General features: G+C 45.0%; 20 protein-coding genes and 2 pseudogenes. 4 read left to right on the forward strand and 18 right to left on the reverse strand.

Features of this window, described 5'->3' with window-relative positions; translation table 11 throughout:
- Positions 1-56: 56 nt before the first annotated feature.
- The 5 genes from dnaX to ITG10_RS02795 form a co-directional block, all read right to left on the reverse strand.
- Positions 57-2,297: a DNA polymerase III subunit gamma/tau gene (gene dnaX, locus ITG10_RS02775; RefSeq protein WP_017630997.1), complete on the reverse strand. Its 2,241-nt coding sequence runs from the start codon at positions 2,295-2,297 to the stop codon at positions 57-59.
- An 18-nt stretch (positions 2,298-2,315) separates the two neighbouring features.
- Positions 2,316-2,861 (reverse strand): adenine phosphoribosyltransferase, encoded by a 546-nt coding sequence (gene apt / locus ITG10_RS02780; protein ID WP_004740646.1) that lies wholly within the window; start codon positions 2,859-2,861, stop codon positions 2,316-2,318.
- 161 nt (positions 2,862-3,022) lie between these two features.
- Positions 3,023-3,394: a YbaN family protein gene (locus ITG10_RS02785; RefSeq protein ID WP_128644370.1), complete on the reverse strand. Its 372-nt coding sequence runs from the start codon at positions 3,392-3,394 to the stop codon at positions 3,023-3,025.
- Positions 3,395-3,468: 74 nt separating this feature from the next.
- Positions 3,469-3,606 (reverse strand): hypothetical protein, encoded by a 138-nt coding sequence (locus ITG10_RS02790; RefSeq protein ID WP_017067606.1) that lies wholly within the window; start codon positions 3,604-3,606, stop codon positions 3,469-3,471.
- A gap of 148 nt (positions 3,607-3,754) precedes the next feature.
- On the reverse strand, positions 3,755-4,858 hold the full coding sequence (locus ITG10_RS02795) for a response regulator (RefSeq protein ID WP_248386678.1): 1,104 nt from the start codon (positions 4,856-4,858) through the stop codon (positions 3,755-3,757).
- Positions 4,859-5,086: 228 nt separating this feature from the next.
- On the opposite strand from ITG10_RS02795, the gene ITG10_RS02800 reads away from it, so the two are divergent.
- Positions 5,087-5,962: a LysR family transcriptional regulator gene (locus ITG10_RS02800; protein WP_017629924.1), complete on the forward strand. Its 876-nt coding sequence runs from the start codon at positions 5,087-5,089 to the stop codon at positions 5,960-5,962.
- Positions 5,963-6,037: 75 nt separating this feature from the next.
- On the opposite strand, the gene purF is transcribed toward ITG10_RS02800, so the two are convergent.
- The 9 genes from purF to ITG10_RS02845 all read right to left on the reverse strand — a co-directional run bounded on the left by purF (position 6,038) and on the right by ITG10_RS02845 (position 19,533).
- Positions 6,038-7,552 carry an amidophosphoribosyltransferase gene (gene purF, locus ITG10_RS02805; RefSeq protein ID WP_017629925.1) on the reverse strand — a complete coding sequence of 505 codons (1,515 nt, stop codon included), beginning with the start codon at positions 7,550-7,552 and terminating at the stop codon, positions 6,038-6,040.
- A 34-nt stretch (positions 7,553-7,586) separates the two neighbouring features.
- A complete protein-coding gene (locus ITG10_RS02810) occupies positions 7,587-8,078 on the reverse strand; it encodes a CvpA family protein (RefSeq protein WP_009848678.1) in 492 nt (163 codons plus the stop codon).
- Positions 8,079-8,139: 61 nt separating this feature from the next.
- The gene (locus ITG10_RS02815) at positions 8,140-8,712 is read right to left on the reverse strand and encodes an SPOR domain-containing protein (RefSeq protein WP_017629926.1); all 573 of its coding nucleotides are present in this window, start codon (positions 8,710-8,712) and stop codon (positions 8,140-8,142) included.
- The gene (gene folC / locus ITG10_RS02820) at positions 8,713-9,975 is read right to left on the reverse strand and encodes a bifunctional tetrahydrofolate synthase/dihydrofolate synthase (RefSeq protein ID WP_017629927.1); all 1,263 of its coding nucleotides are present in this window, start codon (positions 9,973-9,975) and stop codon (positions 8,713-8,715) included.
- Positions 9,976-10,017: 42 nt separating this feature from the next.
- Entirely contained in the window at positions 10,018-10,944 is a 927-nt protein-coding gene (accD, locus tag ITG10_RS02825; RefSeq protein ID WP_010436898.1) for an acetyl-CoA carboxylase, carboxyltransferase subunit beta, read from the reverse strand.
- A 176-nt stretch (positions 10,945-11,120) separates the two neighbouring features.
- A complete protein-coding gene (truA, locus tag ITG10_RS02830; protein ID WP_004734161.1) occupies positions 11,121-11,915 on the reverse strand; it encodes a tRNA pseudouridine(38-40) synthase TruA in 795 nt (264 codons plus the stop codon).
- A gap of 192 nt (positions 11,916-12,107) precedes the next feature.
- On the reverse strand, positions 12,108-17,165 hold the full coding sequence (locus tag ITG10_RS02835; protein WP_248386679.1) for a FimV/HubP family polar landmark protein: 5,058 nt from the start codon (positions 17,163-17,165) through the stop codon (positions 12,108-12,110).
- Between the two features lie 208 nt (positions 17,166-17,373).
- Entirely contained in the window at positions 17,374-18,387 is a 1,014-nt protein-coding gene (locus tag ITG10_RS02840; protein ID WP_010436890.1) for an aspartate-semialdehyde dehydrogenase, read from the reverse strand.
- Positions 18,388-18,399: 12 nt separating this feature from the next.
- Positions 18,400-19,533 carry a 4-phosphoerythronate dehydrogenase gene (locus ITG10_RS02845; protein WP_017629929.1) on the reverse strand — a complete coding sequence of 378 codons (1,134 nt, stop codon included), beginning with the start codon at positions 19,531-19,533 and terminating at the stop codon, positions 18,400-18,402.
- Between the two features lie 86 nt (positions 19,534-19,619).
- Here ITG10_RS02845 and ITG10_RS26450 point away from each other — a divergent pair.
- Positions 19,620-19,899, forward strand: a pseudogene (locus tag ITG10_RS26450) (hypothetical protein).
- Positions 19,900-19,978: 79 nt separating this feature from the next.
- Here ITG10_RS26450 and fabB read toward each other — a convergent pair.
- A complete protein-coding gene (gene fabB, locus ITG10_RS02850) occupies positions 19,979-21,190 on the reverse strand; it encodes a beta-ketoacyl-ACP synthase I (protein WP_017629930.1) in 1,212 nt (403 codons plus the stop codon).
- A 56-nt stretch (positions 21,191-21,246) separates the two neighbouring features.
- Here fabB and mnmC point away from each other — a divergent pair, with 56 nt between their 5' ends.
- Complete coding sequence (gene mnmC, locus ITG10_RS02855) at positions 21,247-23,397, forward strand: bifunctional tRNA (5-methylaminomethyl-2-thiouridine)(34)-methyltransferase MnmD/FAD-dependent 5-carboxymethylaminomethyl-2-thiouridine(34) oxidoreductase MnmC (RefSeq protein ID WP_248386680.1); 2,151 nt, start codon at positions 21,247-21,249, stop codon at positions 23,395-23,397.
- A 145-nt stretch (positions 23,398-23,542) separates the two neighbouring features.
- On the opposite strand, the gene ITG10_RS02860 is transcribed toward mnmC, so the two are convergent.
- The 3 genes from ITG10_RS02860 to ITG10_RS02870 all read right to left on the reverse strand — a co-directional run bounded on the left by ITG10_RS02860 (position 23,543) and on the right by ITG10_RS02870 (position 25,048).
- Positions 23,543-24,064, reverse strand: coding sequence for an NADPH-dependent FMN reductase (locus tag ITG10_RS02860; protein WP_017632536.1), 522 nt, complete (start codon positions 24,062-24,064; stop codon positions 23,543-23,545).
- Positions 24,065-24,244: 180 nt separating this feature from the next.
- The gene (locus ITG10_RS02865; RefSeq protein WP_017632537.1) at positions 24,245-24,508 is read right to left on the reverse strand and encodes a YfcL family protein; all 264 of its coding nucleotides are present in this window, start codon (positions 24,506-24,508) and stop codon (positions 24,245-24,247) included.
- A gap of 9 nt (positions 24,509-24,517) precedes the next feature.
- A complete protein-coding gene (locus ITG10_RS02870; RefSeq protein WP_017063424.1) occupies positions 24,518-25,048 on the reverse strand; it encodes an elongation factor P hydroxylase in 531 nt (176 codons plus the stop codon).
- 299 nt (positions 25,049-25,347) lie between these two features.
- Here ITG10_RS02870 and ITG10_RS02875 point away from each other — a divergent pair.
- Positions 25,348-25,964, forward strand: a pseudogene (locus tag ITG10_RS02875) (trimeric intracellular cation channel family protein).
- Positions 25,965-26,044 lie beyond the last annotated feature (80 nt).

The raw sequence follows: 26,044 nt of genomic DNA on the forward strand, positions 1-26,044 counted from the left end.
AGTTCTCAGATTTGCTTATCTAGGATGATATGCAAGTCACTAAACGAGAAAATGTTCTAGATAGGACGAACGCTGTCTCTGTCGAGTTCTGCAGCAAAACGTCTTTCGATAAACTGTACGTTGGCATCGTTTTCCAAACTGGTGAACGCGTCTTTCAACTTGCCTTGGTACAACCTTTCTCGTAATTCTAGTGGCGTTTCTCCACCATCACCGATTTCAACACTCAAATGACACTCTTCTCCGAGCACTGTATTGAGCGACTGTAATAGTTCGCTCTGTGCGCGGTCCGTATTCAAGTGAGCTTGGCTCGCTCTTAACGTTAAAGTGATTGATGTGTCGTTTTTAGCAAACACGGAGTTCAATGCTAACTGTTCAACAAGCTTAGCTGTCTCTAGCTTTTGAATCGTGGCGGACCATTCATCTTGAGCAATCGACTCTTGAAGCAATTTATCGACCATTTCTGGTGTCTTAATATGCTCTAACGCACGCTTGATCTGAGTAGGTGTAAGCTCTTTGCTCACCTCTTTCACTACAGGTTTAGACGGTTTCCAGCGATAAGGTTCATTATCATTGGTTACCTTTTCTGCAGAAGAGGCAGATAAAGAAGCTGGCGACACCCGCTCAGAGCCACCGTGTTGCTGAGCAACTCGGTCAAGAACTGAAGTTTTAGCTGGTGTCGCTTTAGCCTTTTTTGGCGCTGAACCTTTGCTTTCCGGCGCCGCACTGCCTCTACGCTGAGAACGCAATTGGTGGCGTAAACCACTGACAGGCGAAGCCGGACGTTCTGATTGTCCTTGCGGAGCAGCAGAAGCAGGTGGCGCTGAAGGTGCAGTGTTTTGCGGCTGAGCCGAAGCTTGATTCTGATAATTCGCTTGTTGAGGCTGCTCTGCACCGTAGCTAGGACGTTCGTCATAAGCAGGTGGCGCATCATACTGGCTGTGCGGGTAATCCTGCTCAGGATAACCTTGGTTGCCTGAATGGTCAGTGTAACCTTGCGAATCTGAATACTGTGCTGGATTCTGCTGCGGAGCCTGTTGTACCTGTTGCTGCTGCATAGCTTGCTGTTGAGGCGCCTGTTGTTGCACCTGAGGCTGTCTCGGAGCTGCCATTGGCGCAGGTTGGCTCACAGGTTGAGCAACGCTCTGAGCTTGAACTGATGGAGCTGGCGCATTGCTTGTCGACTGAGTCGAGATTGCTGTTGCAACAGTTTGCTCAGCAGGTCTAAAGGCCAACATGCGTAAAGCCACCATCTCAATACCAACACGAGCGGTTGGTGACAACGGTAAGTCTTCGCGACCTTTCAACACGATCTGGTAGTAAAGCTGAATGTCTTGTGGGCTTAGCGCCTTACTTAACAGTTCTAGCTTCTCAGCATCCGGCTGAGCTTTATCTAATGTAGATGGAAGCGCTTGGAACATCGCCAAACGATGCAGTTGAGTCGCAAGCTGATTCAACAAACCATCCCACTCTACGCCATTCTCAGCAAGGCTTTGAATACAAGCCATTGCCAGTTGAGGCTGCTTACTGCTGATCGCTTCAAGCAAGTGAATGGCTTGGTCGGTGTCTAGCGTACCGAGCATGTGAGCCACGGTGTCTGTCACGACATTACCGTTGCCTAGTGCGATAGCTTGATCCGTTAAACTCAGAGCATCACGCATACTGCCGTCAGCAGCATGAGCAATCATCCCAAGCGCACGAGATTCAGACGTCACACTCTCTTGTTCAAGAATGTGGTCAAGCTGTTCGTGAATATTATCAGCGCTGATCGGCTTAAGATGGAACTGCAGACAACGCGACAGAATCGTCACAGGAAGCTTTTGTGGATCGGTCGTTGCGAGCAAGAATTTCACATACTCAGGCGGCTCTTCTAAGGTCTTTAGAAGCGCGTTGAAACTGTGCCTAGAAAGCATGTGTACTTCATCGATTAGGTAAACCTTGAAGCGACCACGTGCTGGCTTGTACTGAACATTGTCCAGAAGCTCGCGGGTATCTTCTACCTTTGTACGTGATGCAGCATCGATCTCTAGCAGGTCAACAAAGCGACCTTCGTCGATCTCTTTACAGGTTGCACATTCACCACAAGGGGTTGAGGTAATGCCTGTTTCACAGTTGAGTCCCTTAGCAAACAAACGGCCGATGGTTGTTTTACCAACACCTCGTGTACCGCTGAACAGGTATGCATGGTGCAACCTATTCTGGCTAAGGGCATTCTCTAATGCTGTTAAAACATGGGCTTGACCAACCACTTCTTTAAATTTGGTTGGTCGCCATTTTCGCGCTAACGCAAGATAGCTCATGAATAATTCCGAAAAGGATTAGTGGCCGTCGAATTCGCAGATGCTAAACACTTCTAGACCTAAGCCTTCTAAGCGCTTGTCACCACCGATTTCTGGAAGATTAATTACAAATGCAGCATGCTCTACCACACCACCAAGCTGACGAATCAACTTTGTTGTCGCTTCAATCGTACCGCCAGTTGCTAGTAGGTCATCAACCATCAGCACTTTATCGCCTTCAACGATAGCATCAGTATGAATTTCTAGCGTGTCTGTGCCGTACTCAAGCTCATAAGATTGTGCCACAGTTTCACGAGGCAGTTTGCCCGGCTTACGCACAGGAATGAAGCCAACACCTAGTTCTAATGCTAAAGGCGCACCGAATAGGAAACCACGAGCTTCAGTACCAACGATCTTAGTAAAGCCCATGTCCTTGTATGTTTCCGCTAACAACTCGATAGTCGCTTTGTAAGCTGCTGGGTCTTCCATCAAGCTTGTTACGTCACGGAACAAAATACCCGCTTTAGGGTAATCAGGAATGCTTTTGATGCTTGCTTTGATCAGAGAGATTTTTTCTGTGTTCATAATCTTATGCACTTCATTAGGCCGCTTTCCAAACTCTGGTTAACGAATCAAACATCAACGCTTGGAATTAAGGAAAGGTACGATTGGTATTCATTGCAACGAGAGTCATAACTCTGATTGCTGAAATAATAAACGCCCGCTATACAAGCAGGCACACTGGCTCAATGGTAGTGATTTTCTTTGCTGTCAGCAACCAACTCATGGGTTGGAAGTCGCATAAACCATGTGAGAAGAATAACAAGTACACAAATTAGGAAAGCCTTGACCCAAATGATCGGGGCAAAGTAGATGGATAACGCAAAACTCAACAAGATAAAGAATACGCCGCGCGTTTTAACTTGCCTGGTGACGGCACCGTGTTGGTACCAATTGTTCAGTAAAGGACCCAGCGTTTTGTGCTCGTGCATCCACTTATGAACTTTCGGATTACTTCGCATGAAGCATGCGCTAGCAAGAAGGAGAAAAGGTGTGGTTGGAAGAACAGGTAAAACTATCCCTAGAACTGCGAGAAATATGCAAAGGCCACCAGCTATATTCAGGCTTAAAACTCGAACGCTAATTGTGGCCTCCTTGAGTCAGCTATCACCTATCGGCGATGACAGCTTAACTAGAATGTTGCGTAACCATTGAATACACGGATCAACGTAAGTGTTGCTGGTAGCAATGGAATCATTAAAAATGCGGCTAAAAATCCTAAAAAGTAGAATACATTAAACGGGTCTTGAAAGTCTTTGTTATCTGCCATGATTGCTTCTTGTTTTTGTTAGTAAAGGTAAGTATCTGGCGAACCAAACCCGCTTTGCTAAATCAACATTTAACAAAAAAGGCATAGCCACACCATTTGCGCAACTATACCTTAATCAATTATTCACAAAAACCGAGGAAATATAGGGTTAATCGGTAGACCCTTGGTGTATGTCTAAACTAAAACTCGCCGCTCCAAGCAGACTTAATGAAAGTTGGCAGCCTTGCTCAATCGGCAAGTCTCTCGTAATGAAATTCTTCTTACAGTTTTCGCCTAAGCGCTCACCTGCCGCAATATGTTGATTCATCTCACCATTCGACCAATGTCCATCTAAACCCGCTGGCAAAATAGAGATGGTACCCTCAGCAAGATTGGCAACACCAAACAAAGCATTAACGGGCGTGGCGCATTTCGAGCACTCAATACCCTTCTCTAAAATCTCCGCAATATCTTTGAGATCAACATTAAAATCTTTTCGATTTCTAATGTAATCGTGGAATAAGGCTCTCACCAGCAGCGTTGACGCTGAACTGCCATTGTCAGAAGAAGAGGAATCGACGAGGTAAAAGGCAAACTGCCCATTCATCATCCAAGCGTAATCAAACACGAGTGGCATCATCTCTGTTGATTGCAGCAGTCGGTAACTACAACACCATGAGCCTTGTCTTGTGTCTTTTTCAGGAAGCAGGGCATGCAGTAAGTCTTTTGCAGCGCTCGGGTTATCTTGTAGGTAATTAAGATGCCAATGCAGCTCTTGGTCTTCGGGGATCTCTCCTCCGTCATCCACACAGAACCATTGGCTTGAAAAATCTCGTTGGTCTGAAATATTGTCGTATGAATCTTTTAACGTATTCGCTATCGCACTTCCTAAGTGACCGTGATCCTCTAGAGGTTTTGCCAAAAAGTCTTTAATACCAAATCGCAATGCTTTCGCCACATCAGACATATCGTCGGTAGCAGACACGACGATCATAGGCAGTGACGGATATTCTAAACTGAGCTCTTCTACAAGCTCGATGCCGTCCAGGATCGGCATTGATAAGTCACACACAATTAAATCTGGTGCTGAGTCTCTAAGTTTCTGCAGAGCGTCCAGCCCATTTTCAGCCTCAACCACTTTATAACCAATCTTGTCTAAATACGCGCTGGTTATACGGCGAAAAATAGGATCATCATCAACCAACATTACGCATTTTTGGTTAATTACTTCCTGAGCCGAGGTCATTACTGGCTGACTGTGAGTTTTGTACATAATCTATAACCTCACAAAACTAAGTCGAATTATTATTGTTATCTGTTCTAAGAACTAATATAAAACTTAGTAATAAAATGCTAAATACACAAATTTGCACTCTTTACTGGTAATTCGTGACGAGGGTTGGAATACTTGTAAATAATGCAACGAGTTGACGTAACGCAAACATTGATCTCACTGTTACGTATAAATTAGATGAGATTGTAAACAAATGTGTCTGGATTTATGAAATTAGATGATTTAAACCTCTTTCGACTCGTCGTTGAAAATGGGAGCTACACCGCAACATCGCGCAAGACTATGATTCCGGTTGCGACCATTACACGACGCATCCAAGCCTTAGAAGACTCACTGAACCTGAGGCTTCTCAATAGACACGCGCGTAAACTCTCTTTAACAGAGGCTGGCGAACGTTTTTTCGATGAATGCTCTCCGCTATTGCAACGTCTGTCTTCTACTGCAGAAGAGCTCACGGACGTATGTAAAGGAGCTTCCGGTAAGATTCGTATTACGGCACCCTCCAACCTGACCAAGCGCATGATGATGCCAATGTTCAGCGACTTCATGACTCAATACCCAGATATTAATATTGAGTTGATGATGAACAACCAAGCCGATCAGCTTGATCCAACCGAGTGGGACGTGATTTTCCGCGTCGGCCCACAACGTGACTCAAGCCTAATCGCAAGAAAGATCAGTGAAGTAAAAGATATTCTTATTGCTAGCCCTGACTACTTAGCGAAAAATCCGGCACCGAGCCACGCAGAAGAACTGGCTAACCACTCTCTTCTAAAAGGCTACCCTCTGATTAAGTGGCAGCTGAGCAATTCGAATGAAGAGACGGTGGTGAATAGCGAGAAAGGCCGTTTCAATGCGAATGCGCTTAATGTGGTGAGACAAGCATGTTCTGAAGGCCTAGGTATCACCCTGATGCCTGACGTGATGATTCGTGAATACATTGAAGATGGCAGCTTAGTGCAAGTCTTAGAAGATTGGAGCGCTAACCCTCGTGATATTTACATGCTTTATAACCACAAAGACCACCTGCCAGAAAAAGTTAGATTGTTTATTGATTTTGTGATCGCGTACCACATTCATTAGATTAATCCCCAATATCAAAAACAAAAAAACCAGAGCCGATGCTCTGGTTTTTTATACTTTCAATACTAACGAAAACTAAGCGCCTTCGTTGTGTAGCTCTAGGTTTGCTAGATCCTGTTGGATCTCACGTTGAACCTTTGAGTCGTCGTTACGCAGAGAATCTAGGAAATCTAAGTACGCTTGGTCGATATCGCCCGTTACATATTCACCGTTAAATACCGAAGTATCAAAACGAGAGATGTCTTGGTTACCCATACCTACTGCAGAGATTAAGTCTGGTAGCGTTTGGAAGATCAAAGCGTCTGCGCCAATCTGCTTACAAATCGTTTCGTTGTCACGACCATGAGCAATCAGCTCAGTTGCGCTCGGCATATCGATGCCGTAAACGTTAGGGAAGCGAACCTCTGGAGCAGCTGAAACCATGAAGACTTTGTTAGCGCCTGAATCACGTGCCATCTCAATGATTTGCTCTGATGTTGTGCCGCGAACAATAGAGTCATCAACCAATAGAACGTTCTTATCTTTAAACTCAGAACGGATTGCATTCAGCTTACGACGAACCGACTTCTTACGCTGTTGTTGACCAGGCATGATGAACGTACGACCAACATAACGGTTTTTCACGAAACCTTGACGGTATGGCTTATTGATCGCTTGAGCGATGCGTAGCGCAATATCGTTCGATGTTTCAGGAATTGGGATAACCACATCAATGTCTAAGTCTGCATACTCTTCTTTAATACGCTTACCTAGCATCTCACCCATCTCAACGCGTGCGCTGTAAACCGAGATTTTGTCGATGAATGAATCTGGACGTGCAAAGTATACAAACTCAAAGATACATGGGTTTAGTTGTGGGTTGTCTGCACATTGCTTAGTGAAAAGTTCACCGTCGAACGTTGCGTAGATAGCTTCACCCGGTGCTACGTCGCGCATGAAATCAAAACCAACAGCATCAAGTGCTACCGATTCAGATGCAACCATGTACTCTGTTTTACCATTAACTTCACGCTTACCAAGACACAGTGGACGAATACCATGTGGGTCACGGAATGCGATCATACCGTGGCCGATGATCATTGCCGTTACTGCGTAAGCACCACGAATCGTGCGGTGTACATTAGAGACAGCACGGAAAACGTCGTCAGAAGTCACGTTACCTTTAACGGTATCGATCTCATGAGCCAATACGTTCAGTAGAACTTCAGAGTCCGACGTTGTGTTTACATGACGACGGTCTTTCTCGAACAACTTCTCACGAACTTCGTTTGCATTCGTTAGGTTGCCGTTGTGAGCCAATGTGATGCCAAAAGGCGAGTTTACGTAGAAAGGCTGAGCTTCCGACGCGCTTGAGCTACCTGCTGTCGGGTAACGAACATGGCCAATACCAACGTTACCTTGGAGGCGTTGCATGTGTTTTGCTTCAAAAACATCTTTTACTAAACCGTTCGCCTTACGCAGACGGAAACGATTGCTTTCTATGGTACAAATACCAGCGGCATCTTGGCCACGATGCTGCAATACCGTTAAAGCGTCATAAATAGACTGGTTTACAGGTGTTGAACCCACGATTCCAACAATACCACACATGTCCTAATCCTCGATTTTTCGACATTAACTGGCGCTAGAGCGCGCCAGATAAGAAACTAGATGTTGCTTGTAAATGCTCGAAGAACGGCGCAATGATTCGACTAAACTCCGGAACCAACTGCGAATTCTTCCACCACTCAGAACTTGGGAATGCAGTAAACGCATCCATGAAAAACAACACTGCAGAAACAATCAAAACACCACGTAAGCCACCAAAGACGACACCGAGGATTCTGTCTGTACCTGACAGGCCTGTTTTCTGAACTAGCTGACCGATGACATAGTTAACTAAGGCACCAACAACTAACGTTGCAACAAACAATGCTGCTATCGCAGTTCCGTTTCGAAACATCTCATCTTCGATATTGGTGAAGTACATCGCTAATTTAGCGTAGTACTGGCTAGCAATGAAAAATGCTCCAAACCAAATTACGAGTGACAAGGCTTCTTTAGCGAAACCACGAACTAAACTGATCACGGCAGAGAAGCCGATCACGCCTAAAATGACAAAATCTAACCAATTCATGAATTCTTCATCTTAAGTTGGCGCGCATTTTAACAGAAAAAATGCTGACGCAAACGTTTTCTTATGGATTTAACGGTTTAAATTTGAGCAATTGGCCTTTTGAACCCGTAATTTTTTCTAATTCCTTAATTTGTCGCTCAAGTTTGGATTTAGACACATCCGGGCCAATAATTACTCGCGTAAAAGTTTTTTCTTGCTTGGTGTGAGCTTGGTAACCACGCTTCTGTAAATCCTTAACAACGTTTTTTGCGTTGTCAGCATTCTTTAAAGCCATCAATTGAATGATCCAAGCGCTGTCTTGGTATTCATTTTTTTCTGGTACCGGCTTAACCACCACTGCCACTTTGTCTGCTTCTTTTTCAGAAACCAACGCCGTTTGCGTATCTGAATTATCATCAACACCACTTTCGACCACTCGCTCAACCGGAGAGTCCGGTAGCGCTATCTGATCTTCAACAGGATCGAGTACTTCAAACACTTCAACATTACTATCAAGCTCTGGCTTAATCGGAATGCTTGCAAACTCTTCTTTATAGTGGAGCTTTTTACCATCGAGCACATCTGGCAATACAATCACGCCAATGGCCACTAAAATGATGGTGCCGACTAATCGGCTTTGGAATTTACTTGCCATTTAGTTTCCTTTTTTCTGCCAATGCTCCAAGACTTCGCCTACGGTATGGAAAGAACCGACCACCAACACAACATCATCGCCTTGAACAGAAGCTAAAGCCGCTTCAAACGCTGCGACAGGGTTTGAATACTGCTCTACGCCTTGAGGTAGGCTTTTACACAATTCAGCCGCTGTTGCTGCGCGTGGGCCTTGCAACGAAGCTGGATACCAATGTGTTGTGATAGGGGCTAATACTTCCAATGTCGCCGGAATATCTTTGTCATGAAGCATAGCGACTACAACGTGTAAATTTTTGCCTGCGTATTGCTTCGTTACTTGCTGTGCAAAATATTCGGCTGAATGTGGGTTATGTGCCACATCTAGAACAATCACCGGTTGATCGCTAATTTTCTGCATACGCCCTGGAAGCTGTGCGTTCTTCATACCATTAACGACATTCACATCACTGATGCTAAGTTCTGAAGTGCCCAATGCCATCAACGCGGTTGCTGCGTTTGGTAGCGGTAGGCTTGGAATAGGTAGAGATTCTAATTGGAATGCACCGCTGCGCCAGTTCCAAGTATCACCATCCACATCATAAGTGTATTGAATGCCTACTTGATAGAACTCAGCCTTAATATCATCAGCGTGCGCTGCAACCGTAGCCGGTGGCTTAGGTTGACCACAGATAGCTGGCTTACCACTACGATAAATACCCGCTTTCTCAAAGCCAATCACATTAATATCATCACCCAGCCAATCAACGTGGTCGACAGCCAAGCTCGTAATCACAGACACGTCATGATCAACGATATTCGTTGCATCTAAACGACCGCCTAGCCCTACTTCCAATAGAACGACATCGACCGCTTCCGTTTGAAATGCGCGTAACGCGGCTAAAGTGCCGTATTCGAAAAAGCTAAGACTGATTTCGCCACGTTCTTTCTCAATAAAATCGAAAGACTGAACCATCTTTTCATCAGAGAGATCTTGGCCGTTGATACGAACACGTTCGTTATAGCGAATTAAGTGAGGAGAGCTGTAGACACCAACAGAATAACCAGCATCCAATAGAATCGCTTCCATCAGGGCACACGTTGAGCCTTTGCCATTGGTTCCGGCAACAGTAATGACGTGTTGAGCAGGTTTGGTGAGGTTTGCCTTAGAGGCGACGGCCTGAGCTCGGTCTAATCCAAGATCAATAGCACTGGTGTGGATGTTTGATAAATAATCAAGCCACATCTCCAAAGAGGATGTGGCTTGAGGAATAGGTTGTTGACTCATCTAACTCATAACCATAATAAAGTTGGTTTGTTAGAAGGTACTTTACCCTTTTTCTGGCGCTTCTGGTACTTCATAAGTAGCTTCATTCGGTGAATCGTTCACAGAAACTACTAATGGTGAAGGCTGGTTGGTCATTTTAGCAACAAGGCTTGCAACGCGCTGACGCATCTCACGACGGTCAACGATCATGTCGATAGCACCGTGGTCTAGTAGGAACTCACTGCGTTGGAAACCTTCAGGAAGGTCTTCACGTACAGTTTGTTCGATTACACGACGTCCAGCGAAACCGATCAGTGCTTTTGGCTCACCAATGTTGATATCACCAAGCATTGCCAAACTTGCAGAAACACCACCCATTGTTGGATCAGTCATTACTGATACAAACGGTAGGCCTTTCGCAGATAAACGCTCTAGAGCAGCACTGGTTTTCGCCATTTGCATTAGAGACATAAGCGCCTCTTGCATACGCGCACCACCACTTGCAGAGAAACAAACTAAACCACAGTTGTTTTCAATTGCAGCATCAACCGCTTTAACAAAACGAGCACCTACAACAGAACCCATTGAGCCGCCCATGAATGAGAATTCAAAAGCACACGCTACGATAGGTAAACCAAGTAGTTCGCCTTTCATTGCAACTAGTGCGTCTGTCTCACCACTGTTTTTCTGTGCAGCAGAGATACGTTCTTTGTAACGCTTAGAATCTTTAAATTTCAGCTTATCTTGTGGCTCAAGATCAGTACCTAGTTCAACACGCTCACCTTTGTCTAGGAATGTATCCAGACGACGACGTGCTTTCATGCGCATGTGATGATCACATTTTGGACATACTTCTAGGTTACGCTCTAGCTCAGCATGGTAAAGAACCTGCTCACAAGAAGTACATTTAGTCCAAACACCCTCAGGGATAGACGCTTTACGAGATGTTACGATGTTGCTTTTTTCTAGAATCTTTTCAAGCCAACTCATGGAAGACCTTTTTGTTTCGATTCTTCCGCTTGATTGCGAAAGAAATAAATTTGGGAATTATGCGTGGGAATTAAAGCACATAAAACAGCGACTGTAGATAAAAAACTGGTTGTACCTATTTTCTGGGACTATCTTACGCACTAAACCGTAATAATTTTTGAACCTAAGTCTCACATTTAGTTCAAATTATCCGGTAAAAATAGAGGGCCAATTGGCTCTCGTGGTAGTTCAAAATGTTCAGGATAATCAACGTCCACCAGATACAAGCCTTCCGCTTTTGCAGTTGCACCTGCCACTTTTCGGTCTTTGGCCTCTAAAAGCCACTGGATCCACTCTGGTTTCTGCTCACCTTTACCTACCGCAATAAGGCTACCAGTAATATTCCTCACCATATGGTGAACAAACGCATTCGCTTTAATGTCGATCACTATGTAGTGTCCATGACGAGTCACATTCAAGTGAATCATGTTTCTCCATGGGCTACGAGATTGACAGTGTGTCGCTCTGAATGAAGTGAAGTCGTTCTCGCCTAACAAGTACTGACCCGCTTCATGCATTTTTTTCTCATCAAGATGACCATGATAGTGGCTCACGCCTGAATTTAGAATGCCTGGGCGCAGTGCATGGTTAAAGATAATGTAGCGGTAACGGCGTGCAGTCGCAGAAAAACGAGCATGGAAGTCCTCATTCACTTCTGTCGCCCAACGAACCGCAATATCTTTTGGCATGTTGGCATTCGCGCCCATTGTCCATGCCACCATTTTACGATCGACATTAGTTTCAAAGTGAACGACTTGTCCCGTACCGTGAACACCGGCATCTGTACGACCTGCGCACATAACTTCTACTGGGTGATTCGCGACAACTGAAAGAGCCTTTTCCAATTCTTCTTGGACACTTTTCACGTCTCGTTGGCGCTGCCAACCAAAGTAGTGGGTACCGTTATATTCAATACCTAAAGCAATTTTCATGTTCTTGTTCTCTTTGAAAATGGGCGAGAAGTATATACGGAAATGAGTGCTAGCCCAAATAGGATGGAGCTAAAACTTCAATAAACACTCACCATCGCCCTAGGCTCGCTTTGAGAAGCCAAATAAAAAGACGACTCTTAACCTCACCTAAAACAAAGGGTAGCCAATGCTACCCTTTTCGTTTCGTTGAGCTTATCGACCGTTTAACGTGTCGATGAGATTCTTGGCCTCGCGGCGAATATCATCGCTTCCGTCAACAATCGCCTCTTCTAAGAGCTTAATCGCCCCTTGAGGGTCACTCATCTCGATGTAGATTTTAGCCAAATCGAGCTTACCTGCAGCCTCTGCATTGCTATCGACATCATAGTTGCCAATATCGCCGATCACATCTGGGAATTCATTTAGGCCAACATCCAGTTTCAATTCTTCATCATCTGGATTAATGACCTCTTCGCCTTCTTGCTCGACTTGCGCCATCAATTCATCGATGGTCATGTATTGTTTATCACGACCATTTTCTGATTCGGTTAAGTTGTCTTGCTGTCCCCAATTCTCTTCTTTGATTTTTGGTTCAGCTTGTTGCTCTGCCGATGCCCAAATCTCTTGTTGATCATCAGGCACATCATTGTGCATGCTCGATTGCTGCTCTGGCGCTAAATTAAAGCCTTTCCAATCTTCGCCCCCCACTTCAAGCATTGCATCAATATCTAGCCCTGCGCTGTCAATCGATGTTGCATCAAGAGGTTTGTCGAACATGTTGTCGACAGAGTCTTGAACATCTTCCGAAAGCAACTCAGCCAGTGCTGTCTCATCAAAATCATCAAAGCCTTCTAGTGGTTCATCTTGAACCGCCGTTGGCGCTGAGTTTGACTCTGCTGGCACTAGGTCTGAATCTGTGAGTGCATTCGATGATACCTCTGGCTGTGTAAAGCCAGCCATTTCAGACTCTTCCACATCCGATAAATCATCAGCATGACTGAAGCTTTGCGGATTCGAGAACAAATCGTGCAACGCATCTTGCTCTTCGCCTTGTGGGCTGAAAGAGGTTAGCGGTGTCGGCTTATCAGCAAACGCATCAGAGATAGCTTCATCTTCACCGTATTCTGGCAAATCAAGCTCATCGAACTCTACGCCTTCATCTTCTGCTACTGGTTCAGCACTGCTTTGCTCAATATCATCTAAGACAGAATCGGCTTTCGCACTCTCTTCATCGTATTCAGGCAGATCAAGGTCATCGAATTCGAACTTCTCTGTGCCATCAGATAAGTCTTGCTCTAACTGTGCTTCATCCGGTTCACTCACCACTTCAGCTAATGCATCTTCTTCACCGAATTCTGGCAGCTCAAAATCATCAAACGAGAACTCTTCTTCGCTTTCTGGTTTCGCAGTTTCAACCTGTGGTGCAGCATCGAGTTGAGGCTCAGCGGTTGGTTGCGATTCAACACTTGGTTGAGAATCAATAGCAGGCGTTTCTGGTTCTGGTGTTACTTCAGTATCAGCTTCTGCTAGTGCGTCTTCTTCACCGAACTCTGGTAGCTCAAAGTCATCAAACGAGAACTCTTCGTCGTCTTGAACCTTTGCTTCAGCTTGAGGCTCAACAGCAGGCATTACTGGTTCTGGTGTTACTTCAGTATCAGCTTCTGCCAGTGCGTCTTCTTCACCAAACTCTGGCAGCTCAAAGTCATCAAACGAGAATTCTTCGTCATCTTGAACCTTAGCTTCAGCTTGAGACTCAACAGCAGGCACTACTGATTCTGATGTTGATTCGGCATCAGCTTCTGCCAGGGCATCTTCTTCACCAAACTCTGGCAATTCGAAGTCGTCAAACGAGAATTCATCTTCGCTTTCTTGCTCTGCTACTTCCGCTTGTGGTGTCGCTTCAACTTGCGGTTCAGCGTCTAATTTAGGTTCAACAACAGGTGCTACAAGCTCTGGTGTTACGTCATTTTCTGTTGATGCTTGTGGAGCAGACGTCTCATCTTCAATCAGCCAATCGTCGTCTTCTGGTACGCCGAATTCATTTGGAATGATTTCCGGCATATTTGCAGCTCGAACTGGCTCTGGCTCTGGCTCTGGCTCTGGCTCTGGCTCTGGCTCTGGCTCTGGCTCTGGCTCTGGCTCTGGCAAGGATTCAACGACATCTTCAAATTCATCGCTACCTTGAATTTTCGGCTCAAAGTCGAAATCAGAGTCGATGTTCGCTGGAGACTCTACATCGTCGATCGCTTCTGCTAACCAATCTTCAACCGTCTCTTCTTCATCTTCCGAGATATCACTCAGTGACGCTGGTGAAGTTTGGTTTTCAAAGCTAGGCGCGATTTCTTCGTGACTGTCTGGTGTATCTGTTGCTTTCGGCTCAAGCGCTTCTTGTTCTAACTCAGCGAAAGCAGGTTCTTCAACATCAGAATTTTCAGATAACAACGAATCAATATCCAGTTCGTTATCTTCGACAGACGGTTCTGTTTCTTCCGGTAATGAATCTAAAACATCCGAACTTGATGTTTGTTCTGGTTCAGAAGACTTTTCGCTTGGCTCTTGAACTAGGCCTTCAACTGGCTCTTCGGTTGCTTCCAATACATCACTATCATCAGACGTCATCAATTCATCAATCAACGCTTCGTCTGTGGTTTCTAATGAATCATCGAGCAGAGCATCTGTTGCTGGTGCTACACCAAATAGATCATCGATAAAGTCATCACGATTAAAAGCTTCATCATTCTGTAGCTTAACATCATCGTTTTCTCGCTCTGAGCTGTCTTGCGCCTGTTCTGAATCTAATGACTCATCGTTAATTTGCTCAGGTTGTGATGTTTCACTAACGTCCTCAGCTTGCTCTGGTTCGGCTTCAGAAGGCTCTAACGGTAATGGCGTAGTCTCAACGTCTGAGTTTTTAATAGGCTCATCGCTGACTTTGTCAAAATCAAAGGCCGCGTCTAACTCTTTATCAAACGTCTGCTCTTCTGATTCAAGCTCGTCTTCAATGCCGCTTGTGAGTAGATCATCAAACGGGTCTAAAGATTCCGTGTCCTTCTCGCTCGCTTCATCGATTGATGCGTCATCAGTTAACAATTCGCTATCAAGGAAATCATCAAGCAGATCGGTGCTATCTTCATCGAGTTCAAAGTCATCATCGTCAGAATCACCGATCAGCTCATCTAAAGTTTCCGTGCTATCTTCCGCAATGTTTAGCTCATCGTCCGTCGATAGGCCAGAAAGCTCTTCAAGCTCAGACAAAGAATCAAAGCCAAGCGGTTCGCTTTCAGACTCATCATCCGAATCGTCCCCTAGCATCTCATCAAGAAGGTCTGTCGAGTTACTTAGGTCTACGTCATCGCCTGCCAGTTGTTCATCAAGCAGATCAACGCTGTCTTGAATTTCTTCGTCTACGATTGGCTTATCAAACTGAGACAGGATGTTTTCGATATCATCATCCGATGCCAAACCGCTGTTCAAGTCTTTGGTAACTTCATCATCACTATCAAGATTGAAAGGGTCGTTTTGATCATTTTGAGCGGCAACCTGAGCAAAGATGTCATCAATATCATCTTCTACACTTGGCGCTGCCGGTTGTGCTACTGTCTGTGGAGTCTGCTGTTCAGAGATCAGAGCATCGATATCGAATTCGTCATTGCTCAAATCGGCTGGCTTAGCATCACTCTGTTGCTCTGAGATAAGCGCATCAATGTCGAAGTCATCGGTAGCTGGAGTGGTGCTCGTCGAAGGCGAGTCATTTTGTTCTTCCGAAATCAAAGCATCGATATCGAAGCTATCATCGTCTTCATCATCAAGGGCGAACAGATCGTCTAGCAGAGATTGGTCTAGTTCATTCGAACCTAAATCTTCCGTCTCAGCTTCTTGAGATAGCAGCGCTTCAATGTCGTCAGCAGACATTGAGTTATCATCAGAAAGATCAAAATCGACATCGTCAGAATCTAAAGCGCTTTCTGCCGTTTTATCGAGTGCGCGCTCCATCTCTTCAAGACCAAGCGCTTTCTCTTCGCCATTAACACTGATTCCGTTACTGCTGTCTAAGTCCAGATCATCGAAGTTAGTGTCTAAGTCACCGTTTTCGCCAATGCTGGCAAACGGATCATCATCTTCACCGTCAAGATTGAAATCGAGATCCGATTCGTCTAAACCTGCAAATACATCGTCTTCTTCAGCCAGTGCTTGATCATCAAACAGCTTATTGGCGTCATCTTCCGTACCAAACAATTCATCATCGAGAGACAGCTCGTTATCAAAGTCGTCTATCTCGTCGCCTAAAGTGATAGGCGCAACGCTGCTTGCTTCTGGTTGAATTGGTTGATCTTGCGTTGTTTGTTGTTGGTCATCGTTTTTAGAGCGGCGACCCAATAGCACAACAATGATTAAGCCAAGCAGAAGGCCAGGAATAATCGCCAGTGCAGCCACTAACCAACCGTTAGATAACAGTTGATCCATCGCACTTGGTGCCATTTTTTCAATTTCAGCGTTCTTTCTGCGCTCTTCAGCCAGTAACTTTTCAACTTCACTGCGGATACGGTCTTCATCGCTGAGTTCTGTTTTCAGTACATCCACTTCTGACTGTACGTTCGACAGCATTAAGCGGAGTTGATGGTTCTTCTCTTCAAGTGAAAGTAATTCTGTTTCTGAAAGCTCTAACTGTTTCTCAAGTTTATTCATCTCTTTTGCTGGAGATGATGGAACAAGAGAGGCCGGTTTCTTGGCGGCTTCAGTTGAGTTGGCTTGTTTTGCCTGTGGGGTATTTTTCGAACCAGTATCCGATTGATTTGACGCTTGAACCGCTTTTGGCTTTGAAGCTGCAGGTTTCGTCGCAGGATCATCAAGCTTCGCTAGGTGCGAATTCATGATATTGATGGCTTGCTGCGTCGAGCTTGCTCGCGCTTGCTCTAAAGAAGGCACGCGTAGATTACTCGCAGGCAACAGGCTATGGATATTCTGGTTTTCAAACGCTTGAGGATTTAAGCGATAAATCGCCAACAAAGTTTGTTGGACTGAAACGGAGTTATCCGGACGTAATCTTGAAGCAATAGACCACAACGTCTCTGAACCACGAGTTGGACCATAGAAACGAGAAGGCTCAGCGCTATTTGACTGCGCTCTTGAGAGAGGTTCTGAAAACGTAGGCGCTGATTGTATCTGGCCATCAGGCCCAACAACTCGAATGGAATCTGCACGAACAACGGAAATCTGAGTCGCAATGATAACGGCAAAAGGCATTAACCACTGCTTGAAAATTTGAAACATAAAAGGCTCAGCTAGGTGCTTAAATTCGGATAAAGTGATGATCTATTAAATATATCGGATAAATGACGTAAAACTATAGAGATGAAAACAAAAAATGTGTTGCAGCGACAATATTCGCAGCAATTTCACACAATTTGACTAACAATATTTTCAATCGATTAAAAAAGCCCCACTAAAGAGTGAGGCTTGTTTATCAAAGCAGTAAAGCTTAGAAGTAATCGCGAATCAGAACTTCAGCGATTTGCACTGCGTTTGTCGCTGCGCCTTTACGAACGTTATCAGCAACCACCCACATGTTCACGCCGCTGTGATGGCTGATGTCATTACGAATACGACCAACCATTACGTGGTCTTTACCACCAGCATCACGAACCTGAGTTGGGAAGTCTAACGCTTGGAAAACTTCAACGCCTTCGGTGTTCTCAAGAAGCTGAACCACTTGCTCTGCACCGATTGGCGCGCGAGTTTCAATGTGTAGAGATTCAGCGTGACCGTAGAATACAGGTACGCGAACACACGTTGGGTTCACTGTGATTGAAGAGTCAGCAAAGATTTTCTGAGTTTCCCAAACCATCTTCATCTCTTCACGCGTGTAGCCGTTCTCAGTAAACTCATCGATTTGAGGAATACAGTTGAACGCGATCTGCTGTGAGAACGCTGAATTTTCAGCTGGCATACCGTTAAGAAGCTTAGCCGTTTGACCTGCTAGTTCATCGATACCCGGCTTACCTGCACCAGACACAGATTGGTAAGTTGAAACGTTAATACGCTCAAGACCTACTTCATCGTGAATTGGTTTTAGTGCTACAACCATTTGGATAGTAGAACAGTTAGGGTTCGCAATGATGTTGCGGTTACGGAACTCAGCAATCGCTTCAGGGTTCACTTCTGGCACAACCAGCGGAACATCGTATTCGTAGCGGAAGCGTGATGTGTTATCGATAACAACCACACCTTCATCCGCAGCGATTGGAGCCCAACGCTCTGAAAGTTCGCTACCTGCAGAGAAAAACGCAATATGTACTTGAGACCAATCGAAGTCTTCTACGTTTTGTACTTGTATTGTTTTGCCGTTAAAACGGGAAGTTTTGCCTTCACTACGTTCACTTGCTAGTAAGTGCAGTTCACCGACAGGGAATTTACGCTCTTTAAGTACTTCAAGAATGGTTTCACCAACCGCACCAGTCGCACCTAAAATAGCAATATTAAATTCTTGGCTCATTGTTTCTCTCTTTTATAAAGTTGGCTTTACCATAAAACCGAGTTTAGATAACGGCGTTAAATTACAAGATTCGTCGCCCGTTAACTCGACAGCACTGTACTCTCTGCGGTCCCAATATTCTTTACGCATCTTGTCAAAAGAACCCGGCGTAGAGATATTGCGACGGAATAAGGCGTCGTCTTTGCGCACATCATAGATCAACTGAGTCAAATTGTGCAGTGTTGCTTCGTCCCAAGCTCTATCTAATTTTATTTGAGGCACAGGTGCCGTCGGCAGAAGATCGCTTGCATAAGCACGTTGTTCAGTACCCAAGAACTCACAGTAGCTGTTGAAGATCATGGTCGTACCGCGCGCTTTGCCCTCTAAACCGTAGCCCGCTACGTGAGGTGTTGCGAAAGCAAGCAGCGGAAGTAATTCCATGTCTACTTCAGGTTCAAACTCAAACACATCCAGAACCGCAGTAAAACCATCCGCTTTTTGCAAACGAGCTTTTAGCGCTTGGTTATCCACGACAGGACCACGAGCGGCATTAATCAGGATTTGATCAGCTCGGAAGTTGTTGAGCACTTGTTCATTGATCAAGTGATGCGTTGGGAACTCACCGGTTTTAGTGATTGGCGTATGCAGCGTGATAACGTCTGATTGCTCAAGCAGTGTCTCTAGCTCACTAAACTCGCGAGTGTCGCCCTCTTGTTGCTTAAGAGGATCGTTAAGCAGAACTTTAATACCAATACCTTCTAGGCATTTGGCTAAATAGCTGCCCACTTGACCACAACCGATAATGCCGACCGTTTTATCAAATACAGAGAAGCCTTGTTGCTGCGCAAGCACCATCATTGAACTGAACGCATACTCAGCCACACCTACCTTGTTACAGCCTGGTGCCGCAGTAAAGAAAATGCCACGCTCCTTCATCAACTCTTGGTCAACGTGATCCATACCAGCCGTCGCAGTACCAACAAACTTCAGTTTATTGGCTTTGCTGATCAACGACTCGTTCACCTTGGTGACTGAGCGAATCATTAATGCGTCTACGTCAACTAGGTCGTCAGCAGTGAGTGTGCGACCAGACTTCATTGTCACTTCCCCTAGCTGGCTAAAAAGCGCTTCAGCATAAGGCATATTTTCGTCGATTAAGATTTTCATTTGGCGAGTACTTTTGTTGGGGTCTATCGACCTAAATGTGAATTGAAATGATTGTGCAAAATTCCACACACGGTGTCGAGTAGCAAATGGAATACATTATGATTAAAGGCTTGTTGAGATGAGGATTAACTACCCTAATCTGATTTTATTATCCAAGCCTAAAACGAAAAATGCCCGATTGAATAAACAATCGGGCAAACATCCAGAACAAAAGGATCCTATCTCGCTCTCCAGGAGACAGAGTCTTGCGTCTGTTCAACCAGTACTAACTAAGTTACTACTGATCAAGCTCTGGAAACCTTTCAACTTTTAAACCTAGGTTTTAAATCCATGCTTAAAAAGCCTTGTTCTGTGGTTCATAGCTAACGAGTTACCTGTGCGTGTTGAATCGACACTCGCGTAATCCGTTAACGATTAGCCTTTGTATATCTGACTCAAGCCTAAATTAAGCTTGGTACTTTTTGATTACTAGCGTTGCGTTTGTACCGCCGAAACCAAAGCTGTTAGACATAACTGTAGTTAGCTCTTGCTCGCGAGCTTCAGTTACGATGTCTAGGCCAGCAGCTGCTTCATCTAGGTTAGAAACGTTAATGCTTGGGGCGATAAAGCCGTTGTCTAGCATTAGCGTTGAGTAAATCGCTTCGTGTACGCCAGCAGCACCTAGAGCGTGACCTGTCATCGCTTTAGTTGCAGAAATTGCTGGGCTGTTGCCACCAAATACTTCTTGGATAGCGCCTAGCTCTTTCACGTCGCCAACTGGAGTTGAAGTACCGTGAGTGTTCACGTAGTCAACGCCATCAACGTTTTGCATAGCCATCTTCATACAACGAACCGCGCCTTCACCAGAAGGAGCAACCATGTCGTAGCCATCTGAAGTTGCGCCGTAACCTACGATCTCACCGTAGATCTTCGCGCCACGAGCAACTGCGTGCTCAAGCTCTTCGATTACTAGTATGCCGCCACCACCAGAGATAACGAAACCGTCACGGTCTGCATCGTAAGTACGAGAAGCCAGCTCAGGTGTGTCGTTGTACTTAGTAGAAAGTGCGCCCATTGCGTCGAACATCATAGTCAGAGACCAATCTAGTTCTTCACCGCCACCAGCGAATACTACGTCTTGCTTACCAAGTTGGATAAGCTCCATTGCGTGACCAATACAGTGTGCAGATGTTGCACATGCAGAACTCATAGAGTAGTTCACACCACGGATTTTGAAAGGAGTTGCTAGACAAGCAGAAACCGTTGAAGCCATTGTACGTGGAACCATGTATGGACCAACACGTTTAACGCCTTTCTCACGGATGATGTCTACTGCGTTTACTTGGTTAAGTGAAGAAGCACCACCTGAACCCGCAACGATACCCGTGCGGTCATTAGATACTTGATCATCTGTTAAACCAGAATCAGCAATTGCTTGCTCCATTGAAAGATATGCGAATGCCGCCGCATCACCCATAAAGCGCATTTTTTTGCGATCAATATGGTCAGCTGGGTTCATTTTTAGGTTACCCCAAACTTGAGAGCGCAAGCCATTTTCCTTGAACTGCTCTGAAGCGGTAATACCAGATTTACCCTCTTTCAGTGATGCTAAAACTTCTTCGACGTTGTTACCGATACTTGAAACAATACCCATACCGGTGATTACGACTCGTTTCATGTGACATTCCTATAATTCTAAATTCAGCTAGATGATAACTAAGAAGCCTAACAAAAGTGGTCAGCTTTCCTAGAAATTCGTACAATCCCTACCAACATATCGCTTCAAATCACAAAATGATAGATTTTATGACTTCAATTACTAATGCAGAACTGGAATGGAATGAGTCTGGCACGCCAGTTTCAGACCAATTTGACGACGTTTACTTCTCCAATGTTAACGGTTTGGAAGAAACTCGCTACGTCTTTTTAAAGCAAAACCACCTTCCAGAGCGTTGGGTTGAACATCAACAACGTCGTTTTGTCATTGCAGAAACCGGCTTTGGCACAGGTCTTAACTTTCTTGCGGTTTGGCAATGGTTCGATACTTTCCTTAAAGATAACCCTCAAGCTATTACCAAAGAGTTACACTTCATCAGTTTTGAGAAATATCCTTTAAATAAAGAGGATCTCATCAAAGCACACCAATCGTGGCCAGAATTAGCCGAGTATGCGACGCAACTCCAAGAACACTACCCTATCGCCCTGCCGGAATGTCACCGTATCGTGTTGGGCGATGGCGCTATCACGCTCGATTTATGGTTTGGTGATATCAAAGACTGTATGCCTAACGTGCCTACACCAAAACAAGGCTTAGTAGATGCTTGGTTCCTAGATGGCTTTGCTCCGAGCAAAAACCCAGAGATGTGGAATCAAAACCTATTCAACGGTATGGCCAAGCTGGCTAAACAAGATTGTAGCTGTGCGACCTTCACTGCCGCTGGTTTTGTTCGTCGTGGTTTGATTGAAGCTGGCTTTGAAATGAAGAAGGTTAAAGGCTTTGGCACTAAACGCGAAATGATTGCTGGCCGGCTGGGCGAAAAGCATGCTCACACCAACATCAAACCTTGGTATGGTCTATCAGAGCACAGAGAATCACAAGACATCGCGATCATTGGTGGTGGTGTTGCTAGTGCAGCACTCGCTAAAACGCTAAGCCGCCGTGGTAAAAACATCACCCTTTATTGTGAGCATCCACAAGCAGCGGGTAATGCATCAGGTAACAATCAAGGTGCGATTTACCCATTGTTAAGCGAAGCGATCTCGAACGTTTCTCGCGTGTTTGGACCTGGCTTACTGTTTGCTCGCCAGTTCATCAATCAGGCGGCGCAATCTATTCAGTTTGACCACAGTTGGTGTGGCGTAAATATTCTGATGTGGGATGAAGGCTCAACCAAAAAGCTCAATCGTATGTTGGAAGGCAATTTCCATACAGATTTGATTCAGCGTTTATCGCCAGAACGAGCAAATGAAAAGATTGGCCTACCGGTTGATAAAGAGAGTGTTTACTTCCCACTGGGTGGGTGGTTAAGCCCTCTACAACTGACACAAGGCTTGATCGGAAAGTTACAAGAGACCAACCAAGTTAGCGCTCACTATCAGCATCAAGTGACTCAACTTGAGTGGCTTGAAGCTGAACAACAATGGCAACTCACTATTGAGACACCACAAGGTGAAATTCAAACTAAACATGACCAAGTGGTTGTTGCGAACGGCCACAAGTTCACCCAGTTTGAGCAGACTCAGCCTGTACCTCTAACTCCGGTTAAAGGCCAAGTAAGCCATATTCCGACCACGGAAAACTTAACCAAGTTAAAAACTGTGTTGTGTTTTGATGGTTACCTAACGCCGCAAAATCCAAATAACGGCCACCACTGCATTGGTGCGAACTACGACAAAACCAATATTGACCAAGAGTTCGATATTGAGGTTCAGCAACACAATGGCGAGCGCCTGCACGGGTCGCTACCAGATCAAGTATGGACAAAAGATGTCGACACCAGTGGTAACCTAGCGCGCCAAGGTATCCGTAGTGTGAGCCGTGATCACTTACCATTTGTCGGCAACGTGGGTGATTTCGAAGCAATTAAAGATCAGTACCAAGACCTGCACAACTTTAACCCACAACGTGACTCAGTTGATGATGTTCAAACGGTAACAAACTTCCCTAACTTGTACTGCTTTATTGGGCTAGGTTCGCGTGGTTTAAGCTCTGCTCCATTGTTAGCTGAAGTATTAGCATCGCAAATCTGTGGCGATCCGCTTCCTTTGCCTGTTGATGTGCTCGAAGCCATTCATCCAAGCAGAATGTGGGTGCGCAGGCTGCGTAAAGGTAAAGCATTAACCGCTGGCTGGGTTGCAGATAAACACTCAAAAACAAACCAGTAGCTTTTAGTTCAACTATTCTGAACATCTGAATATTGGAAATACCTGAAACTAAAAACTAAAAGCTAAAAAGCCCGAGCGACATTATGTCTCTCGGGCTTTTTGTTGAACATGTAGATCTAAACCGATGTTCTAAATTGAACGATGTTTACAGCTTAGCAACCGCATCTTTGATCTGCTGAGCAATCTCTTCGTTGCTGATAGAACCAGACTCAAAATCAAAGTTATCGTAGAAGCTTGGTACTGAAACTGACGCTTTTACGTTGCCGCCAAAGTATGGCGCTGAGCCTGTTGCCGCGCCAAGTACCGTTTGTGCGCCGCCTGGGCCCGGTGAAGTCGCAAGGTATACCGCAGGCTTCTCGCCAAACACTGAGCGCTCAATGCGTGTCGCCCAATCAAATAGGTTTTTGTATGCGGCTGGGTAATGGCCATTATGTTCTGCGAAAGAGATAACAAATGCGTCTGCTTCTGCTAGGTCACGCAAAAATGCTTGCGCGCCTTCTGCTTGGCCGATCTCTTTTTCAGTGTCTTCACTGAACATAGGAACGTTGTAATCGTTGATGTTTAGAACTTTAACTTCAGCACCTTCAATCAAGTTAGCTGCGTAAGTTGCTAGAGTTTTGTTGATAGAGGTAGAGCTTGTGCTTGCGCCAAATGCGATAACTTTCATGATGTGACCTTTTCTGTAATTCCGTTAAGTGGGATTAGAATAACGTAGCCAGAAAATGTAACCATCACAAGGATTGAACGGACTCATTCAAAAATTTCGAATGAGTCTCAAACTATTCACTGCTCAGCAAAATGAAAAGGAAAGGAAAGGACTGAGCGGATAATGATAAATAACCAGCGATTAAGCTTGGTTTTGTAGCTCAACCCAAAGGTCATTAACGATAGTGCGGTCTGCAGGCGTTAGTTCAGAGCGAGCGTCATCTAGGCTCTTTTCGATGCGTGCTTTAACTTCTGCTACGTCTTCAATGCCTTCTTCTTCACATGAAGCCACTGACAGAGAAATATGACCACGTAAGTAACCACCAGCAAACAGTTCGTCGTCTGATGCGTTTTCAATGCGAGCATCAATTACTTCAAGTAGTTTTTCTTCAAATTCGATAATCATAATATTCTCTTATTTCACAATAAATTGGCTAGCACACAGAGGTTCTACATCGTAGAAGCTGCGTAATGCTTCAGAGAGCATTTTTACGCGAGGCGGGAAGCCCACTTCGAAGATACCCATAACTTCGCTATGTACTTTATTCATAAAGGCCAAACGATCTGGCTCAAAATCGCCGTGTAGATTGTCACAGCTGACATTAAAAGGAAAGCCTGCGCTCATCGCAATGATCCATTCATACGCCTGTGGGCGAATTTCTACTTTTTCAAACTCAGCTTGAACCGATTCCGTTCGACCGTCAGGTTCATACCAATAGCCAAAATCTTCCAGTAAACGACGCTCAGGGCCAGCAACGCACCAGTGTGCGATCTCATGGAGTGCAGAGGCGTAAAAGCCACGTGCGAACACGATTCGATGGTGTGGGATAGTGTCATCAGCAGGCAAATAGATCGGCTCATCAGCCCCTAGCTCTAGTTTGGTATTAAAGCTTTCAAAAAAGGTCTGATTGAAGATATCGATAATGTCTGAGTATTGGTGTGTCATAAAATCAAATTTAAGTAAAAAGAACTGGGGCATTTTGCGTTTTTTTAAGCGCTCGGTAAAGCCCTATCAAGCGTAATGACATCGGGTTCACCATTATACTTTACGGTGACAATCGATTGCCATTCCCAGATTACACCACTTTAAGGTGAATGATTAGTTTAGCTAATCTGAAACGCCCATTCACGGTACAAATATTCATTCGTCAACAAGCATTTTTACTACTACACTCGCGCTTCATTTTTATATCCCTAAGGCCTATAAGACTCAAATTTATAGACCTAAATTATAGAGCTACAGCAATGCTACTAAGTGTTTTGTATATCATTGGCATCACGGCAGAAGCCATGACCGGCGCTCTCAGTGCTGGCAAACAAAAAATGGATTGGTTTGGTGTAATGTTGGTTGCGAGCGCAACGGCAATTGGCGGCGGTACGGTGCGAGATATCTTACTTGGCCATTACCCTTTAGGTTGGGTCGAAAACCCGCAGTATCTGGCAATCACCTGTATAGCAGGTGTTATTACAACCGGACTGGCTAAATGGGTTATCAAGCTAAAAGGTTTGTTTATTCGCTTGGATGCCTTAGGCCTAATCGTATTCAGTATCATTGGTACCAGATGACCATGGGTCTGCACCCGATGATTTGTATGGTATCGGCATTGGTGACAGGTGTGTTTGGTGGCTTGCTACGCGACCTTATCTGTCGTCAAACACCATTGGTGTTACATGAAGAGCTGTATGCATCTGTCGCACTTGTCGCTTCAGGTTTGTACCTAGGTTTACTTGAGCTTGGTATCAACGACGTAACGGCGACAATTGTGACGCTTGTAGTTGGTTACTTGCTGCGCATGGCGGCGGTAAGATTCAAATGGCGCTTGCCTTCGTTCCAGCTTGATCCTGAAAGTTCAGTGCATTAATCGCTTGAGAGGCAGTATTGAGAGCGATCGTTAATACTGATGCTCGCTGACTGGACAAACAATCCTACTAATGTGAAAAA

The organism is Vibrio sp. ED004 (genome assembly GCF_023206395.1).
Lineage (GTDB): Bacteria > Pseudomonadota > Gammaproteobacteria > Enterobacterales > Vibrionaceae > Vibrio.